Raw genomic sequence first — 16,190 nt, 5'->3', positions numbered from 1 at the left:
GCCCGCGTTCCGCCCCCGCCCGACCCCGCGCGAGACACCAGCACGTCCTGGCGCTTCCTCATCTCGTACACGAACGCTGATCGCGGGTGAGCCGAGTGGATCGGCTGGCAGCTGAAGGAGTCCGGCCGCCTGGTCCCGCTCCAAGCCTGCGACTTCGTACCGGACTCACCCCGGGCCGGCCACTACCGACGCCGCGACGTCCACCAACAATGATCACGGATGCGACCTTGCCGTACTAGACTCCTGAAAGGATCAGGTGGCATAAACGGTTCGGGAGCGGAATGACAAAGGATAGCGACGATCTTGTCGTCAAGGCGGCCGACGAGGATCAGACCGCGGCTACTCTGCATCGCATCGAGCAGATGCTCGAAAGGCTCCTGAACCCGCACGGTCTCAACAGCGGTGGTGGCACCGGCACCAACGGAGGCACAAGCGCCGCCGCCATTCCGGACGGCACACCGGTGGTGATCGTCGATAGTTCGGGGATGCCGATCGGCACCGGGACGTATGACGCCAGTACCGGGACCATCCGCCAGAACGGTTCGGAGACGACTGTCATCGTGCGCACGAGCGCCGGGTCCCGGGCCACGATCGGGGGCCCCGGCGGTGCGCCTGTCGATATCGGCAGCACGAGCCCAGACCGGGAACCTATCCCGACCTCGGGAACGGTTTACCAGCCCGTCGACCCCAGCTTGTTCGAGTTTCGCAGCACGGGCCCGAACTGGCAGGAGTCGAAGTGCGTGAGGTTCGGCCTCGCCTTCCGTGTCAGCGGGTACGTGCTCCAGACCGTCGACCTCTTCGTCCGGGTGGGCGCGCCGAAGCGCCTCAACAGTGGGGTGGCCATCTCACCGGCTCGCGCGGCGGAACTTGCCGCGCTCGCCGTCGCGGAGGCGGCGCCGCCACTCGTCGAAAGCCTCGAGCTGGCCGTCCTGGACCCGTCCGGGGCGCAGCCCAGGTTCCTGGCACTCATGAGCGACATGCTCAGGCTGGCGGGATTCGGCTTCCGTGCCAATCAGTGTTTCACTCAATAGCATCCGCGCGGGAGCCGCACCGAACGCGGGCATCGCCACCGCGGAAGACGACAGAATTCCGTCGTCGCTGCTCCCCGTAGGTCGGCTGTCAAACCTGGTCTCGCTCGGCGGCGGTCCTTCTCGTCAGGCGGGTGAGTCGGTCAGGTACTCCTCGCGGAGCCTCCCCTTCGCGAGCTTGCCGGTGGGCATCCTTGGCAGCTCGTCGCGGAACGCGACGACACGCGGCACCTTGTAGCCGGCGATGCTGTCGCGCAGGTAGGCGCGAAGCTCATCGAGCACCCGGTAGCTGACCCGCTCCCCCGAGGTGCCCATGACGACGGCGGCCTTCTCCGGGTCGGTGGCCGCGTGCGAACCCGGGTACATCAGCGGACCTCCAGGCGGTGGGAGTCGGGCACCGGCGACGGCCGGAGATTCGTGGACCGCGGCGCCATGTCGGTCGTCATGTCTCCGCCTCGATGAGCTCCAGCGACTCCAGGTCACGGATGGCGGCACAGGCGCGCTCGGCCATCGACAGGAACATCCGGTCGGAGCCCGCGGTGCGGACCCCGGCGGCGTAGACGCAGCCAAGCACCGTGATCAGCGGGCCGTGCGGCAGGCCGCGCCGGTAGTCGGTGAAGCAGTCCGCGGCCGAGTAGCCGGTGACCCCGAGCTCGACGAGCCGCTGGTGGTAGGCGAGCACCAGGCCGGCCTGGTGCTCGCGGCGCACGTCCGGGGGCAGCGCCGTGGCGAGGAAGTAGGCGAGGTCCCGGCCCGGCAGCCCGATCGAGATCGTCTGCCAGTCGACGGCGCATACCCCCGGGCCGTCCGCCGGGAACAGCAGGTTGTCGAGCCGGTAGTCGCCGTGCAGTACCGAGAAGGGCGCTTCGTAGCCGCTCTGCCAGCGGTAGGTCAGCGCGGCCGCGCGCCGCAGCGTCTCGGCGTCGAGCGGGTCGAGCTCAGCCTGGTAGCGCGCGACGAACTCGGCGGTGGCGGCGGCGTGCAGCTCGCCCATGAACGCCCTGGCGGCGTCGTCGGAGCGCTCCAGCCAGGACGACTCGGCGCCGAGCAGCGCGCCGTTCCAGAACGGGGCGTGCAGCCCGGCCAGGTTGCGGACCGCGTCGGCGGCCTGGTCGACGTCGCAGCCGGTCTCCTGGCTGCCCGCCCTGGCGGGGTGCGCGTCGGCGAGCACCAGCGTGAACAGGCGGGAGTCCGGGCTGATGGCGGCCTGCCAGCAGTGCGGTGTCCGGATCCGCACGCGGCCCGCGAGGCGGGCGTAGAAGCCGACCTCCTTGCGGTAGCCCTGCCGGACGACGCCGCGGTCGGCCGGGTCGCCCGCGCCCATCTTGACCACGACGGTGCGCGGGGCGGTGGTCACGCCGCCGTCGGACCCGCCGGCGCCGGTCGGGCCGCCGGCGGCGTACTCCAGGTGGAAGCGGTAGCTGGAGCCCATCTGGCCGGTACCGACCGGCTCGTGGCGCAGCCCGGTCACGGTGACGTCACCGGCGCCGCCGCGCAGCGCGGCGGTCATCCAGGCCGGGGTGATCTCGGTCGGGTCGTCGACGACCTGCGCGGCCGTGCCGATCCCGGCGGCGTCGTCGCCCTCGCCGGGCGCGCGGCGCGTGGCCGGTGCGTCCACGTCCGCCGTGCCGTCCGTGGTGGTCATGCCGCCCGCCCCGGGTTGGCCGGCAGGCCGGACAGCCCCGCCGGGCGGATGTCGCGGTAGGCGCGGACGACGGGCGTGAGCTCCGCCGGCGTCGCGCCGTGCATGATCACCCCGGTCACGCCGAGGTCGAACTGGCGGGCCACAGCCTGGGCGCACTGCTCGGGGCCGCCAGTCGCGGCCGTCGCGAGCCACTCCGGTGGGATCAGCGTCGCGATGTGCTCCAGCTGCGCCGTCGTCGCCTTGGCGTCGATCCCGCCCTTGATCGAGGTGACCACCTCGTCGGCGCGGAAGCGGGCCAGCACCGCCGGGTCCCAGTCGTTGACCCGGACCATCAGGTCGCCGTAGCCCTGCAGGTAGGAGCCGAGCCGGCCGGCGGTCTTGAGCAGCCGGCGGTCATCGGGGACCTCGTCGGAGACGGTGGCCAGCACCGACCAGACCCGTACGCTCGCCGGGTCGCGGTCCGCGGCCTTGGCTCCGCGCGCGACGGCGGCGAGCGCCTCGCGCACCGCGGCGTCGGAGTAGAAGGTGTGCAGGATGACGCCGTCCAGGCAGCGGCCGGCGAGTTCCAGCGAGCGCGGGCCGAGCGCGGCGAGCATCACCGGGATGTCCTCGTCGAAGTCGGCGTCCTGGTGCAGGTAGGGCCAGGCGCCGGCCGGGCCGTCGTGGCCGAGCACCATCTCGCCGTGCCACAGCCGGCGCAGCACGCCGACGAAGTCCTCGATCTGCGCCCCGGTGATCGGCTTCAGTCCGAGCGCCTGGAACAGCCGGTCGAAGCCCCGCCCCAAGCCGAGCGCGAACCGGCCTCCGGTCAGCCGGTGCATCGTGGCCGCCATCGTCGCGGTCACGATCGGATGGCGGGTGTTGTGGTTCGTCGCGCCGGTGGCGATGCCGATCGACGTGCTGACCGCACCGGCGGCCCCGGACAGGATCGCCGCGTCCTTGGTGCTGAACCGTTCGGAGATGAAGGCGGCGCCGATGCCCAGATCCTCGGCGGCGCGCACCTCGTCGACCAGGTCACGTGGCGCCGAGCTGTGCCCGGCCAGCGTGTAGAAACCCAGCTCGGTGAGCTGAGGAGGGCCCGCCGGCTGGTTCGGCGGCTGGTTCGGCGTCACGTCATGCTCCGTCCGGGTCGGTCCGGCCGGCCTCATGGCGGCCGACTGGCACTCCAGGTATCCCTGGAAGCCTCCGGGCCGTGGGCGGGCGGTTCCGCTCGGCTCACCGCGCCGGCTCTCGAACGCCTCGGCGTGGCCCGGAGTAGGCGACCGCCGCGAGCGGCGGGTCGTACGACCAGATGTTGCATAAAGTATCCTCTCCCCGGACGGCGCACAACGATCGCCGACCGATCCGCCCACCATCGCCATCGCGCCGGCCCTACACCTTCGACATCGGCCGCAGCCCCAACCCCCAGCTCGGTTTCGGCGGCGGCGGGCCGCACTTCTGCCTCGGCCGGCACCTCGCCATGCTCGAGATCGAGCTGATGTACCGGACGCTCGCCGCCCGGGTGCGCCGCGTCGAGCCCCTCGGACCGCCCAGCCGGCTGCGCTCCAACCTCGTCAACGGCGTCACCGCGATGCCGGTCCGACTCCTTCCGACCTGACGGCCGCCACTGTCAGATACAGGACATTCCCAACCGATATGGGCGGCCCGAGGCCAGTCGGCCGAGCACCTGCTCGCGACTGCCGCGGGGGCATCGCCGCCCGCCTCCACACCGACGGGCCAGGCGGCAGTGGCATGCCACGGTCCGTCAGGAGCGGCCGAGGCCGGCCATGGGCACCGTTCGACCACGTTCATCACTTGTGGGAGACTCCCTCCCATATCCGCTGAAGGTGAGGGGAGTCATACCGCGCGGCGACGTCACGCGCGGAGCTCGCCGGGGACCGGCCTGGCGGTCCGGCCGGCGGTAGCCGTCGTCGGCCCATCTCCCGGCGGGCGATGACACGGATCCTCCTCAGATCGGGAGCCAGGATGGCACGCGACTCTCGGCCACAACCCCGTTCCATCGTGTTATAAAATATACATTATCTAAACCGTCCAGTGGGGACGGCCGACCCGGCGCCCCGCAGGAGGAGGTCATCGATGCGAGGTACCCGATTAGTCGCCGTCCTGGCCGCGACCGCCGCGCTCAGCGCCGGCCTGGCCGCATGTTCGGGCGGCGGTGACGACGGCTCCACCCAGGCGCAGGTCATCGCCGCCGACGACGTGAAGGTCGGCCCGCCGTCCGGCTGGAGTGCCGGCGGCTTCACCCCGGACGCGGCCAGCCTCAGGTGCGGCCAGACCGCGTCCGACCCGACCCGCGGTATCACCGACACCGAGATCACGGTCGGCGGCCTGGCCTACCTGACCAGCCCGAACGGCAGCTCGATGGCCGGCACCGAGCTCGGCGCCAAGGCGCGGTTCGACCGGGCCAACGCCGAGGGCGGCATCAACGGCCGTAAGATCAACTACGTCGGCACGCTGGACGACGGCAACGACCCGGCCCGCAACGGCTCCCAGGCCAAGTCCCTCGTCGACCAGAAGAAGGTCTTCGCGGCCGTCCCGGTCATGACCAGCAGCGCCAACTACCTCGACACCTTCTGCTCGGAGACGGTCCCGTTCTTCGGCTGGGGCTTCAACCTGGGCTTCTGCCAGACCTCGATCGGGTTCGGCATCACCGGCTGCCAGTTCCCCGACAGCAAGCTCGGCGTCAGCTCGACCACCTACGGCCTGATGATCCAGGCCATGTTCGGCGGTGCCGCCAAGGGGAAGACGACCGCGCTCGTCGGCGTCGACAACGACTCCGCCAGCGCCGGCCTGCACGAGCTGGCCGCGCAGATCCGCGCCGTCGGCATCGACGTCGTCTACGAGAAGAACCCGATCCCGGTCGCCGGGATCACCGACACCGMCCCCGTCGTGAGCGCCATCATGACCTCGGACAAGGGCGCGCCGCCGGACGTCGTCCTGTACGTCGCGGACTTCAACTCGGTCATCAAGCTCACCGGCGCGCTGGCCGCGGCCGGGTACCAGGGCAAGAACCTCAACCCGGTCGGGTACGACCCCCGGCTGGCCGGGTTCAAGGACCTGCAGAAGTCCTACACGATCGTCCAGTGGGAGCCGGGCGTCGACACCGCCGTCCCGGCCATCAGGCAGCTGGCCGACGACTTCGCCAAGTACGCCCCCGACGCCGCCATCAGCCTGCCGGCCATGGCCGGCTACTGGGCCGCGGACATGTTCGTCACCGCCGCGACCAAGGCCGGCCGCGACCTGACCGTGGACAGCTTCCTCAAGCTGCTCAACAACAACTACTCCAACTACGTGGAGGACGCGGTGCCCGAGACGCGGTGGCCGGTCAACCACTACGTCAGCGCGCCCTGCGCCTCCATCACGCAGCTGAACGGCGACAAGTTCGACATCACCAGCAAGCTCGCCTGCGGCGCGCTCGTCAAGAAGTAGACCGGGGCCGCCACCGGTCCTGAGAGCTGGCGGCACCACGTGGAAGGACCCGCCCGGACGGACGCGTTCCGGGCGGGTCCTTCTGACCTGGGCGCGCCCGAGGAATCCCGCGGCACAGATTCCGGCCGGCCCCGGGGCGGATCTCCCGCGCGGTCAGGGGCGGGCGACCACCGTCTCCGGTCGCGCCGGCGCCGGCGCCGGTTGTGCGGTGACCGGCTGCAGGAGGCGCAGGCAGATGTCGACGAGGCGTTCCAGGGGGCGGTCTCGCTGGGCGACGGTGGGGATGAGGACCCTCGCCAGGACGCAGCCGAGCAGCGTGTCGAAGACGTCGTCGGGGTCAGCCGCCGGGTCCACGGTGCCGGGCGGCGCGGCCCGCAGGATGTCGAGAAAATGGGGCCGGGCCGAGACGGCGAACCACGTCTCGGCGGCGTTCGCGCGCCCGGCCACCTGGTAGACGGCCAGCAGCCCCGGCACCGCGGCCCGCGCGGCCGGGCCCGCCATCGTCGACGCGTAGGCGCGGACGAAACGGCGCAGGTCGCGGCGCAGGTCGCCCGTCGGGCGCACGGTGACCGGTGCCAGCCCCGGGAAGACGGCCTGCTCGATGATCTCGACACGTGACGGCCACCGGCGGTAGATCGCCGACGCGTGGACCGCGGACCGCTCCGCGATCGCCTGCAGCGTGGTCGCCTCGAACCCCTGCTCCACGAGCAGCTGCCGGGCGGCGTCGAGGACCCGGAGGTCGATGCTCACGTCACGGGGACGGCCCCGGCGTCCGTGCGGCTGGTCCGAGGTCATGGGCCGATCGTACGGCGACCAGCTATTACGGGAGCCTCGATCCTGTTTCCGCCCTCCCGCCCGCCGGCGGGGCCGACGACGGCGCCCTCGCGCCGCCGTGCCCGGACGCCCGCGGGCCGGCCGCTATGCGGGCCTCTGGGCCGCGGGGAGCACCTTCTCGACCACCGTCGTGAGGTAGCGCCAGCCGATCTCGGGCGGCAGGCCGCCGACCAGGGGGTGCAGCTGCAGCACCTCACCCGCCCGCACGAGCTCCACCGCCTCGTCGACCGCGAGGATCTGATGGCTGCGTCGCTCCGCGCGCAGCTGTTCGGCGGTCCGCGCGAACGACAGGCTCGCGGTGTCGGTGTTGCCCTCGTTCCAGGCGGCGTAGCTGCGCACGTCGTGCATCAGGTAGGGCCCGACCTCGTCCCACGCCCGGTCGACGTCGTCGGCGACGAACACGGTGGTGGGCTTGTCCGGCGAGTTCAGCATGCACATCCCGGGCTCGTGGCCCGCGGCGCGGGCCGCTTCCTCGTAGGCGACCTGTAGCTCCTTGCTGTCGCTCTGGGCCAGGAAGCCGATGCCGTGGCGGCCGGCGCGCCGGGCGGCCGCCGGGCTGCCGCCGCCCCAGAAGACCGTCGGCCCGCCCGGCGTCAGCGGCGTCGGGGTGACCTGGACGCGGCGGCCCTCGTGCTCGAACGCCTCGCCGGTCTTGGCTCGCAGCAGCAGCGGCAGCAGCTCGTCGGCGAGCCGGCCGCGGCGGCGGAAGTCCACGCCGTACATCTCGTACTCGGCGGGCAGGTAGCCGATGGCGGCGACGTAGAAGAGCCGCCCGCCGCTGAGGATGTCGAGCACCGCCATCTCCTCGGCGAGGCGGATCGGGTCGTACAGCGGTAACGGCAGGGCGGCGACGGAGAGCGGGAGGGTGGCGGTCCTGGCGGCCATCGCGGCGGCGAGGACCAGCGGCGCGGGCAGGTAGCCGTCCGCCGACATGTGGTGCTCGCAGAGCACCGCCGTCACGCAGCCGCGCGTCTCGGCCCACGCGGCCATCTCCGTCGCGGCGGCGTACAGCTCCCGCGCGGGCGCCCCTGTCGCGGGCGCTCGCATGTCGAACCGCATCATGAACATGCCGAACCTCCTGTGCCGGGCAAGACGGTGCCGAGGGCTCGGGCCAGCGGTCATGCGTCCTGGGCCTGGGCCGTCCGGGCCGCCGCGCGACCGGGTACGGCATGATTTCGGGATGGACCATCCCGAAATAGGGTGGGTATGTCAACCGGTCGGGGCGGGGAGAAGCAGATGACGGACGACCTCGACGGGTCGGTAGAGCACAGATATGCCACGGTCAACGGCGTCACGCTGCACTACGTCATCGGCGGCGAAGGCCCGACGGTGATCCTGCTGCATGGCTTTCCGGACTTCTGGTACACGTGGAGGGCGCAGATCCCCGCGCTGATCGCCGCCGGTTTCCGGGTCGTCGCGCCGGACATGCGCGGGTACAACCTGTCGACCAGGCCGGCCGGCGTCTGGAACTACCAGGCCAGGGTGCTCTGCGACGACGTCGACGGGCTGATCGAGCATCTCGGCGAGGACCGTGTCCATCTGGTCGGGCACGACTGGGGCGGATTCGTCGCCTGGTTCTTCGCCATGCGCCATCCGGAACGGCTCCACCGGCTCGCCGTGCTGAACATCCTGCACCCGGAGAGCTTCTTCGCCGGGCTCCGTAGCTGGAGCCAGCTCAGGAAGAGCTGGTACATGTTCTTCTTCTGCCTGCCGGTCCTGCCGGAGAAGCTGCTCGGAGCCCGCGGCCGCCGCGGCCTGCTCCGCGTCTACGAGACCGAGCCCAACACGCCCTTCCCGCCCGAGGAGATCGACCGGTACCGGATCGCCTACCAGGACGACAGCGCCCTGACCGCGACGATCAACTACTACCGCGCCTTCATCCGTGACCGGAAGGACCTGCGGCGCAACCACATCCGCCGGACGGACACGCCGACGCTGGTGCTCTTCGGCGACCGGGACCCCCACCTGCGCGCCGACCTCGCCGAGCCGCCGCCCCACCTCGTCCCCGACGCAAGGACGATCCACTACTCCGACGCGGGCCACTGGATCCAGCACGACCTGCCCAATGAGGTCACCAAACAACTCACCGCCTTCTTTCGCGGGTAGATCGGGCTCGTCCCGTCCGCCCACGCCGCATCCCGGCGTGTTGGCGGTCATGACCCACGGCGTCGCGGATCGGGTCACCCGGGCGGCCGGGTGACCCGCCAGGACCGCCGGTCCCCAGGCGGCTGGCGGCTGGCGGCTGTACGCGATCGGCGGGTAGCGACGCCGTGATCGCCTCGCGCCGAGGCTGGAAAGCCGCTCCGCGCTATTTCACGTGAGCTTCACATCAGCGCGGCGAAGGCCCCGATCAACGCTTGGCGACGAAGGGGACGTTCTCGGGGGCCGCCTTGCGCGCCGCGAGGAGCGCGGTGGACTGCTCGCCGATCGGCAGGCGCAGCGGAGGGGTGTCGAGTTCCGCGGTGTCGGCGATCGCGCGGGCGACCTGTTCTGGCGTGATGAAGGCACTGGGGTTGTAGCGGCCGACGAGCAGGTCAGGGTAGGGGTCGTCGGGCAACTGGTAGGTCAGAGGTTCATCGAGCGCGCCCGAGCTCACCGTGCCGGGTTCGAGCAGGGTGGTCCGGATCCCGAACCCGGCGGTCTCGACGGCCAGTGACTCGACCAGGGCCTCGAGTGCCCACTTCGTGGCGGCGTAGGCCGCGCTGCCCGCCATCACGAGGCGGCCCACCATGCTGGAGACGAACAGCAACCGTCCATCCCGGCGCTCGCGCATCTGCGGCAGCAGCGCCTGGGCGACTCGGATCGCGCCAGCGGTGTTCTGCGTGAACAGCCGCTCGATCTCGGCCACCGGGCTCGCCTCGACCGAGGCCAGGAAGATCACACCCGCGTTGGACACCAGGACGTCGACCTGGCCGGCGGCGGCGACGGCCTCGTCGACGGTGGCCTGGTCGGTGACGTCGAGGCGGAGCCGCTGCGCCACATCGAGATCGTCAAGCGTTCGGGGATCGCGCGCGGTGGCGATGACGCGGTAGCCGCGGGCGGCGAACTCGGCCGCGGTTGCCCGGCCGATGCCCTTCGAGGCCCCAGTGATCAAGACAGACGTCACGAGCTCTCCCATAGATAGGAAAATCCAACTCACTCGTCCGCCGCCGGCCGGCGGTGGGCCCGGTCATCGGGCGGGCGGTTCCAGGACGAGGACGGGGATCTGCCGGTCGGTCTTCTTCTGGTACTCGGCGTAGTCGGGGTACGCCGCGACAGCGTGGTTCCACCAGGCGGCCTTCTCGTCGCCGGTCACCTCACGGGCCACCAGCCGCTGCCGGACGGGACCGTCCTGGAGCTCCACCTCCGGGTGGGCTCGCACGTTGTAGTACCAGACGGGATGGTTGGGTGCGCCGCCGAGCGAGGCCACGACCGCATAGAGCCCGTCGCGCTCGACCCGCATCAGCGGGCTCTTGCGTATCTTGCCCGTCTTCGCGCCGACCGTGGTGAGGATGACCACCGGCCGGCCGTTCAGCATCGTGCCACGGGTGCCGCCGGAGTTCTCGTACTCCTCGACCTGCTCACGGACCCAGTCCGCCGGGCTCGGCTCGTAGTCACCGGTGAGAGGCATGAGCCGATTCAACGCCGCGCCGCGCCATCCCGCCCGTCGACCTCGACCTCGACCTCGACCCCGGCGGCCGGCGGGCGGCGGCCTCCTGCGCCGCCGGCCGGCGGGCGGCCGGATGTCGCGTCCGGCCGCCCGCCAGTCCCGGGCTGGTCAGACCGGCAGGAGGTTGTGCCCGGTCGCGGTCGGGTTCTGGCCGGCTCCGAACCGTTCGGCCCGTTCCCGCAGGGTCGCGGTCGCGCCGTCCCGGCCGAGCATGATGCAGTACTCCCCCGCCCGGATGCCGCGCAGGACGTCGTCGGCGAGCTCCTCGAGCGGCTGGATCGGGATCTCCGTGCCGGCCTTCGCCGCCGATTCGACGAGCGTCGCGACCGTCATCGCCGGGGTCGTCCGCGGCTTCTCGCGGGCGAGCTCGGCGGGCCGGTTGCGATCCGACGTCCACAGGCCGGTGTCGAGCAGACCCTTGCCGGACGGGAGGAACAGCGACACCGCGATCGGGTGCCCCTCCTGCGCGAGCTGGGCGCCGAGGCACTCGGTGAGGATCGACACGGCCGCCTTGCTCGCCGCGTACACCGACGCGCTCGGCATCGGCGCGACCGCGCCGTCACCGGACGACGTGTTGACGACGTGGCCCGGCTCACCGGAGGCGATCATGCGCGGGACGAACGAGCGGACGCCGTTGGCGACGCCGTGGACGTTGACGCCGAAGGTCCAGCGCCAGTCGTTGGGCGTCGTCTCCCAGACCTTCGCCGACGGCGGCCCGACGCCGGCGTTGTTCACCAGTACGTGGGTGCGCCCGTGAAGGCGGAACACCTCCTCGGTCAGCGCCTCGACCGAGTCCGCGTCGGAAACGTCGGCGACGACGCCGCCGATCTCGGCGCCGGTCGCCTCGCGAAGCGCCGCGACGGTGGCGTCGAGGGCGTTCTTCTCGATGTCGGAGAGCACCAGGACGGCGCCGGCGCGGGCGAAGGCCTCGCCGAGCGCCCGGCCGATGCCCGCCGCCCCGCCGGTGATGACGACGACCTTCCCGGCGAAGTCGGTGATCCTCGGAGCCAGGCTCGGGGCCGGGATCGGGGTGGCGGTCATGCGGCGGCTCCGGCTGGTCCGTGGACGTCCTCGACCGTCAGGCCGATCCGGTCGACGACCGGCGCGAGCCGCGCCAGGTCGAAGCGGTACAGCTCGGCGGCGTTCAGGCCGAGGATGCGGCGGGTGTCGGCCTCCGGCACGTCGGCGAACCGGTCGCGCAGCCACTCCCTGGTGTGCGGCCAGGTGCCCTCCGGATGCGGGTAGTCGTGCCCCCACATCAGCCGCTCGACGCCGATCTCGTGGCGACGTTCCACCTCGACGCGGCCCATGACCGACGACGCCATCCACACGTTGCGGTGGTAGTACTCCGAGGGCTTCATCGTCATCCCGTCGCGGAACGTCTTCGGCCCGAACTTGCGAGTGGAATGGTCGCCCTCCCATTTGGCGTCCATCCGGGTCAGGATGTCCGGCACCCACCAGGCGCCGTTCTCCGCCAGGGCGTACCTCAGCTTCGGGTGGCGCTCGAAGACGCCGCCGAGCAGCAGCGCCCAGAGCGGACGGGCGGCCCACCAGTACGCCTCAGTGGCATAGATCGCCAGGAAGCCCGGCGCCCAGGTGTAGTCGGTCGGCCCGACACCCGAATGGGTGTGCACGACGAGACCCGCCTCGGCGCACACCGACCACAGCGGGTCGTACACCGGGTCGTTGTACGCCGGGTAGCTCCCCCACTTCGTCGGGATCATGATCCCGCCGCGCAGGCCGTTCTCGGCCGCCCACTCGGCCTCGGCCACCGCCGCCGCGACGTCGTGCAGCGCCGGGACGATCGCGATGCCGTAGCGCCGCTCCGGGTCGTTCTGGCAGAACTCCGCCGCCCACCGGTTGTGCGCCTGGGCGCCGGCCATCACCAGCACCGGATCGCTGTCGCCGGAGGAGTTGAGTCCTGAGCCGAACGGCGACCCCGAGACGCCGCCGACGCCGGCGGCGTCCGCGTCCGGGAACACGACCTCGGCCGCGACACCCTCGGCGTCCATCTCCTTGGTGCGCACGGCCGGGTCCCAGGCGCCCTCCATGCCGCCGTGGTCACCGATCTCGGAGTTCCACTCGGCCAGGAACCTCTGATGGTCGTCCTCGGCCACCAGCGCGGCGGCCGTCACGTCCGCGGCCTGCGCTTCGTCGAAGGCCTCGCGGTACTTCGGGTCGATGTACTCGCGGTACTGCTCGGGAGGCAGCCCGGCATGGGTGTCCGTCGAGATGAGCAGGTATTTGTCGCTCATGACCCTTCTCCTGGTATCGGGTCGTAGGTACTTCGGATGCCTGGGGCGCCGCCGCGCGGGTCAGTGGTCGTAGCGGGTGTGCGCGAACGGCTCGAACGCGACCGGGTCGACCGGGCCGACGACGCTGGCGCGGTTCACCGAGGACCGGGTGGTGTAGAGGATCGAGACGGTCTCGAGCACCGGCAGGTCGACGACGGGAGCGGTGGGCTCGTCGCGCAGCACGAGCTTGCCCTCGACCTTCTCGACGCTCGCCGGCGTGCGGGTCTGGTCGAGGCGGACCAGCAGCGGGTCGCCGTCGAAGCCGGAGCCGGAGACGGCGGGCATGAACTTGTACCACCACTGCGTGGCCGGGTAGGGCTCCGGCACCGGCAGGCTCTCGGTGACGTCGCCGACGATCTCGACGAAGGTCACGCCGTTGCGGGTGATCCGCCCCTCGACGTGGTCGCCGTCCCGGGTGAGCTCCAGATCGGCGAGCTTCTTCGGCTCGCCGTGCTTCTCCCGGCTGATCGAGATCGCCGACTCCAGGTCGATCGGGATCAGCAGCGGGTACTCGCCGGTCACCCCGTCGTAGACGGCGTCGACGGCGATGTAGCCGACCAGCTCCTTGTAGTGGTAGGCGCCGAAGTGCAGGTCGATGTCGGTGACCCGGACATGCACCCGCGGCTCGGCCGGCGGGGTCAGCGGTGGCGGAAGCAGCTCCGCGAGCACCGCCGGATCGGTCAGGTAGACGACCTCGAGCGACGGGATCGGCGGCAGGCCGGCCCCGATGCTCGCCTCGGCGTCGGACTTCCTCTCGACGGTGCGTACCCAGCGGTTCCCCATCGGGACCCTCCTCGTCAGTCAGGCGTTGTCAGCGGCGGCGGGGGTCGCCCTCGGGCCAGGAGTAGAACTGCTGGCACCAGCGGCGCTGCTCGGTCACGGCCTTCTCCGAGGGCCGCAGCACCGGCGGATCCTTGAAGATCTTGTTCTCCCAGATGGGGAGGTCCTGGCTCACGCCGGCGGTGAAACTGATCGACGCCTTCTCGGCCGCGCCCTCGCCGAGCGACCGCGGCGCGGTGAAGATCCACCGGACGTGCACGTTCTCCTCGTCGATCGGGGTCGTCGAGGAGACGAACGTGGTGTAGCCCTTCACCCGCAGCACGCCCAGGCCCAGGCCGAAGCCCTCGCGCACGAAGTTCCCGTCCATCCCGACCGTGCGCTTGTAGGGGCCGTCGGTGTGGAACTCCTCCTCCGGGATCGCCGGCGTGCCGTGCACGTACTTGAAGTGCGGGGTGTCGACGTTGTTCTCGGCCATCTCCTGGCAGCAGGTCGCGACCTCGAAGTCCTTGACCACGATCGGAAGCCACTCGGCGTCGTGGAACTCGGCGACCTCGGGCACCTCATAKGTCGGCTCCGCCCGCTCGAGGTGGTGCCAGGCCCAGATCATGTGGTTGCGCTCGACCACCGGGTAGGAGCGCGCGGTGGCCGTCTTCGGGATGAAGGGGTTGTCGTCGTAGGGCACCTCGACGCAGGCACCGCTCGCGCCGTCGAACCGCCAGCCGTGGAACGGGCACCGCAGCGAGCCGTCGACGACCCTGCCGCCGACGCCGAGGTTCGCGCCCAGGTGCGGGCAGTAGGCGTCGAACAGGTACGGGGTCCCGTCGTCGCCGCGGAAGAGCACCAGGTCCTTGCCGAAGTAGAACAGCGTCCTCGTCCGGCCGGGCTCTATCTCGTCGGCCCGGGCGACGATGAACCAGCCGTTGGGGATCGGGAACGGGAAGCGAGGCGCGCGCTCCCGGCGGACCCGGGTACGCAGGGACAGGTCGTAGAGGGTGTCCGGCCGCTGCGGCATCGGCAGGCCGACCAGGTCCTGCGCGGCCGTCGCGGCGACGRCCGACGTCCCGTAGACACCGGTCAGGCCGGGCCGGCCGGCCCTGGTCTCGCCGGAGATCGTCATGTGCTGCCTCCCAGAGAGGTGCGCGCGGGGAGAGACGGAGCAAGATCGGATAAGATATCCGATCTTGCGAGACGGCGAATCAGGGGCGCGCCGTCTACTGAACCATCATTCAACATGATGAACGAGTGGTCTACAACACTGTTTTTCGGGACGGCCGACCGACCGTGAGGTGCCGGAAGACGCGGCACGGGCGCGCACGGGCGGGCACACAACCGCCCACGTCGCCGAGTTCGTCGGCGACGTGGGCGGTAGCGGCCGTGCGGCAGCCGCGGTGGCGGCCAGTAGCAGCCAAGGCGATGTCAGGGCCGGATGAGGATCTTCCCGTCGGCGACGACCTGGGCCAGGTCGTCGAACGCCTCGTTGACCTGGGYGAGCTCGACCTGCCTGGCCAGCAGCGGCGCCGGGGCGATCAGGCCGCTGGTGAACGCGGCGATGACGGTGCGGAACTCCTCCGGCGTGTAGTACACGGCGAAGCCGAGGGAGACCTCCTTCATCACCGCCGCCCACGACTGGAACGGAGTCGGCTCGATCGTCACCCCGGCCATCACGATCCGGCCGCGCGGCCGGGCGGCGGTGACGCAGGCGTCGAGCAGCGCGGCCTTCCCCGCGCACTCGGCGACCACGTCGTACGAGCTGGCCTGCGCCTCCTCGACGGCGGCGAGGACGTCGGTGGCCCCGAACGACCCGGCGGCCGCCCGGCGCTGCGCGGCCGGGTCGACGGCGGTGATCCGGCGGGCGCCGCGCGCCCGCGCCCAGGCGACGGTGGTCAGGCCGACCGTCCCGGCGCCGACCACGAGCACGTCGTCACCGTCGCCGAACCGCCCGGCGCGGGCCGTGTGCAGGCCCACCGCGAACGGCTCCACCAGCGCGCCGTGCAGCGGGTCGATCTCCGGGGTCAGCGGGAACGCGGCCGCCGCCGTCACCACGGCCAGCTCGGCGAAGCCGCCACCGACACCGCCGAGCCCGACGAGCCGCACCTTCGGGCAGTGGATCACGTAGCCGGCGGCGCACCACTCGCACCGCCCGCACGACAGCGCCGGCAGTACCGCCGCGTGCGCGCCCTCCCGCCAGTCCGCCACACCGGGCCCGACCCCGACGACCTCGCCGCCGAACTCGTGCCCCATCACCGTCCCCTCGGGCATGGCCGCCCGCGCCTTCACGTCCGAGCCACAGAACCCGCAGGCCGTGACCCGCAGGAGTAACTCGCCGGGACCGGGCGACGGGTCCGCCACCTCGGTGATCTCGTACCGTCCGCCCGTGGCGACTACAGCCGCACGCATGGCACCTCCACTGACCGGCGGCCGTCCCGCGGCCGCGCTACCTCGTCCGTCCCCTAATCCATATACATGTTTCGGGACGAGGCGGCCGGCAGCGGGGCGGCTCCGCGACGACCTCGACCCCGCAGACGTCCTCC

16 protein-coding genes are annotated in these 16,190 nt (G+C 71.5%); 4 read left to right on the top strand and 12 right to left on the bottom strand.

Annotated elements, in window-relative coordinates; genetic code table 11:
• Nucleotides 1-281 precede the first annotated feature (281 nt).
• The gene (locus tag BL253_RS05460) at nucleotides 282-1,031 is read left to right on the top strand and encodes a hypothetical protein (protein ID WP_076814117.1); all 750 of its coding nucleotides are present in this window, start codon (nucleotides 282-284) and stop codon (nucleotides 1,029-1,031) included.
• A gap of 123 nt (nucleotides 1,032-1,154) precedes the next feature.
• On the opposite strand, the gene BL253_RS05455 is transcribed toward BL253_RS05460, so the two are convergent.
• The 3 genes from BL253_RS05455 to BL253_RS05445 form a co-directional block, all read right to left on the bottom strand.
• Complete coding sequence (locus tag BL253_RS05455; protein ID WP_076814115.1) at nucleotides 1,155-1,394, bottom strand: AMP-binding enzyme; 240 nt, start codon at nucleotides 1,392-1,394, stop codon at nucleotides 1,155-1,157.
• 76 nt (nucleotides 1,395-1,470) lie between these two features.
• Nucleotides 1,471-2,673: a phosphotransferase gene (locus BL253_RS05450; protein ID WP_076814114.1), complete on the bottom strand. Its 1,203-nt coding sequence runs from the start codon at nucleotides 2,671-2,673 to the stop codon at nucleotides 1,471-1,473.
• Complete coding sequence (locus BL253_RS05445) at nucleotides 2,670-3,785, bottom strand: TIGR03857 family LLM class F420-dependent oxidoreductase (protein WP_076814183.1); 1,116 nt, start codon at nucleotides 3,783-3,785, stop codon at nucleotides 2,670-2,672. Before BL253_RS05445 ends, BL253_RS05450 begins: the two co-directional genes overlap by 4 nt.
• Before the next feature lie 179 nt (nucleotides 3,786-3,964).
• On the opposite strand from BL253_RS05445, the gene BL253_RS05440 reads away from it, so the two are divergent.
• Both BL253_RS05440 and BL253_RS05435 read left to right on the top strand, forming a co-directional pair.
• Nucleotides 3,965-4,270 carry a hypothetical protein gene (locus tag BL253_RS05440; RefSeq protein ID WP_274535184.1) on the top strand — a complete coding sequence of 102 codons (306 nt, stop codon included), beginning with the start codon at nucleotides 3,965-3,967 and terminating at the stop codon, nucleotides 4,268-4,270.
• A 479-nt stretch (nucleotides 4,271-4,749) separates the two neighbouring features.
• A complete protein-coding gene (locus tag BL253_RS05435; RefSeq protein ID WP_076814113.1) occupies nucleotides 4,750-6,102 on the top strand; it encodes an ABC transporter substrate-binding protein in 1,353 nt (450 codons plus the stop codon).
• A gap of 153 nt (nucleotides 6,103-6,255) precedes the next feature.
• On the opposite strand, the gene BL253_RS05430 is transcribed toward BL253_RS05435, so the two are convergent.
• Nucleotides 6,256-6,897 (bottom strand): TetR/AcrR family transcriptional regulator, encoded by a 642-nt coding sequence (locus tag BL253_RS05430; protein ID WP_076814112.1) that lies wholly within the window; start codon nucleotides 6,895-6,897, stop codon nucleotides 6,256-6,258.
• A gap of 123 nt (nucleotides 6,898-7,020) precedes the next feature.
• On the bottom strand, nucleotides 7,021-8,004 hold the full coding sequence (locus tag BL253_RS05425; RefSeq protein ID WP_076814111.1) for an LLM class flavin-dependent oxidoreductase: 984 nt from the start codon (nucleotides 8,002-8,004) through the stop codon (nucleotides 7,021-7,023).
• 168 nt (nucleotides 8,005-8,172) lie between these two features.
• Between BL253_RS05425 and BL253_RS05420 the strand changes: the two genes are divergently transcribed.
• Nucleotides 8,173-9,042, top strand: a complete 870-nt coding sequence (locus BL253_RS05420) for an alpha/beta fold hydrolase (RefSeq protein ID WP_081438031.1) — start codon at nucleotides 8,173-8,175, stop codon at nucleotides 9,040-9,042.
• Nucleotides 9,043-9,286: 244 nt separating this feature from the next.
• On the opposite strand, the gene BL253_RS05415 is transcribed toward BL253_RS05420, so the two are convergent.
• The 7 genes from BL253_RS05415 to BL253_RS05385 form a co-directional block, all read right to left on the bottom strand.
• Complete coding sequence (locus BL253_RS05415; RefSeq protein ID WP_076814181.1) at nucleotides 9,287-10,042, bottom strand: SDR family oxidoreductase; 756 nt, start codon at nucleotides 10,040-10,042, stop codon at nucleotides 9,287-9,289.
• Nucleotides 10,043-10,105: 63 nt separating this feature from the next.
• Nucleotides 10,106-10,546, bottom strand: coding sequence for a nitroreductase family deazaflavin-dependent oxidoreductase (locus BL253_RS05410; protein ID WP_076814109.1), 441 nt, complete (start codon nucleotides 10,544-10,546; stop codon nucleotides 10,106-10,108).
• Between the two features lie 147 nt (nucleotides 10,547-10,693).
• Nucleotides 10,694-11,626, bottom strand: a complete 933-nt coding sequence (locus tag BL253_RS05405; protein ID WP_076814108.1) for an SDR family NAD(P)-dependent oxidoreductase — start codon at nucleotides 11,624-11,626, stop codon at nucleotides 10,694-10,696.
• Nucleotides 11,623-12,840: an amidohydrolase family protein gene (locus BL253_RS05400; RefSeq protein ID WP_076814105.1), complete on the bottom strand. Its 1,218-nt coding sequence runs from the start codon at nucleotides 12,838-12,840 to the stop codon at nucleotides 11,623-11,625. The genes BL253_RS05405 and BL253_RS05400 overlap by 4 nt, the downstream gene beginning before the upstream one ends.
• A gap of 60 nt (nucleotides 12,841-12,900) precedes the next feature.
• A complete protein-coding gene (locus BL253_RS05395; protein ID WP_076814103.1) occupies nucleotides 12,901-13,662 on the bottom strand; it encodes an acetoacetate decarboxylase family protein in 762 nt (253 codons plus the stop codon).
• Between the two features lie 28 nt (nucleotides 13,663-13,690).
• Nucleotides 13,691-14,776 carry a Rieske 2Fe-2S domain-containing protein gene (locus BL253_RS05390; protein ID WP_081438026.1) on the bottom strand — a complete coding sequence of 362 codons (1,086 nt, stop codon included), beginning with the start codon at nucleotides 14,774-14,776 and terminating at the stop codon, nucleotides 13,691-13,693.
• Nucleotides 14,777-15,075: 299 nt separating this feature from the next.
• Nucleotides 15,076-16,056, bottom strand: a complete 981-nt coding sequence (locus BL253_RS05385; protein ID WP_076814102.1) for a zinc-dependent alcohol dehydrogenase — start codon at nucleotides 16,054-16,056, stop codon at nucleotides 15,076-15,078.
• Between the last annotated feature and the right edge of the window lie 134 nt (nucleotides 16,057-16,190).

The sequence above is a fragment of the Pseudofrankia asymbiotica genome (assembly GCF_001983105.1).
Lineage (GTDB): Bacteria > Actinomycetota > Actinomycetes > Frankiales > Frankiaceae > Pseudofrankia > Pseudofrankia asymbiotica.
This window is presented reverse-complemented; position numbering and strand designations above follow the sequence as displayed.

Excerpts from the sequence above, each read along its gene's own strand:
- BL253_RS05440 (WP_274535184.1), top strand. The coding sequence starts at position 3,965 with ATGTTGCATAAAGTATCCTCTCCCCGGACGGCGCACAACGATCGCCGA.
- BL253_RS05430 (WP_076814112.1), bottom strand. The coding sequence starts at position 6,897 with ATGACCTCGGACCAGCCGCACGGACGCCGGGGCCGTCCCCGTGACGTG.
- BL253_RS05455 (WP_076814115.1), bottom strand. The coding sequence starts at position 1,394 with ATGTACCCGGGTTCGCACGCGGCCACCGACCCGGAGAAGGCCGCCGTC.
- BL253_RS05450 (WP_076814114.1), bottom strand. The coding sequence starts at position 2,673 with ATGACCACCACGGACGGCACGGCGGACGTGGACGCACCGGCCACGCGC.
- BL253_RS05395 (WP_076814103.1), bottom strand. The coding sequence starts at position 13,662 with ATGGGGAACCGCTGGGTACGCACCGTCGAGAGGAAGTCCGACGCCGAG.
- BL253_RS05420 (WP_081438031.1), top strand. The coding sequence starts at position 8,173 with ATGACGGACGACCTCGACGGGTCGGTAGAGCACAGATATGCCACGGTC.
- BL253_RS05460 (WP_076814117.1), top strand. The coding sequence starts at position 282 with ATGACAAAGGATAGCGACGATCTTGTCGTCAAGGCGGCCGACGAGGAT.
- BL253_RS05400 (WP_076814105.1), bottom strand. The coding sequence starts at position 12,840 with ATGAGCGACAAATACCTGCTCATCTCGACGGACACCCATGCCGGGCTG.
- BL253_RS05405 (WP_076814108.1), bottom strand. The coding sequence starts at position 11,626 with ATGACCGCCACCCCGATCCCGGCCCCGAGCCTGGCTCCGAGGATCACC.
- BL253_RS05425 (WP_076814111.1), bottom strand. The coding sequence starts at position 8,004 with ATGTTCATGATGCGGTTCGACATGCGAGCGCCCGCGACAGGGGCGCCC.
- BL253_RS05410 (WP_076814109.1), bottom strand. The coding sequence starts at position 10,546 with ATGCCTCTCACCGGTGACTACGAGCCGAGCCCGGCGGACTGGGTCCGT.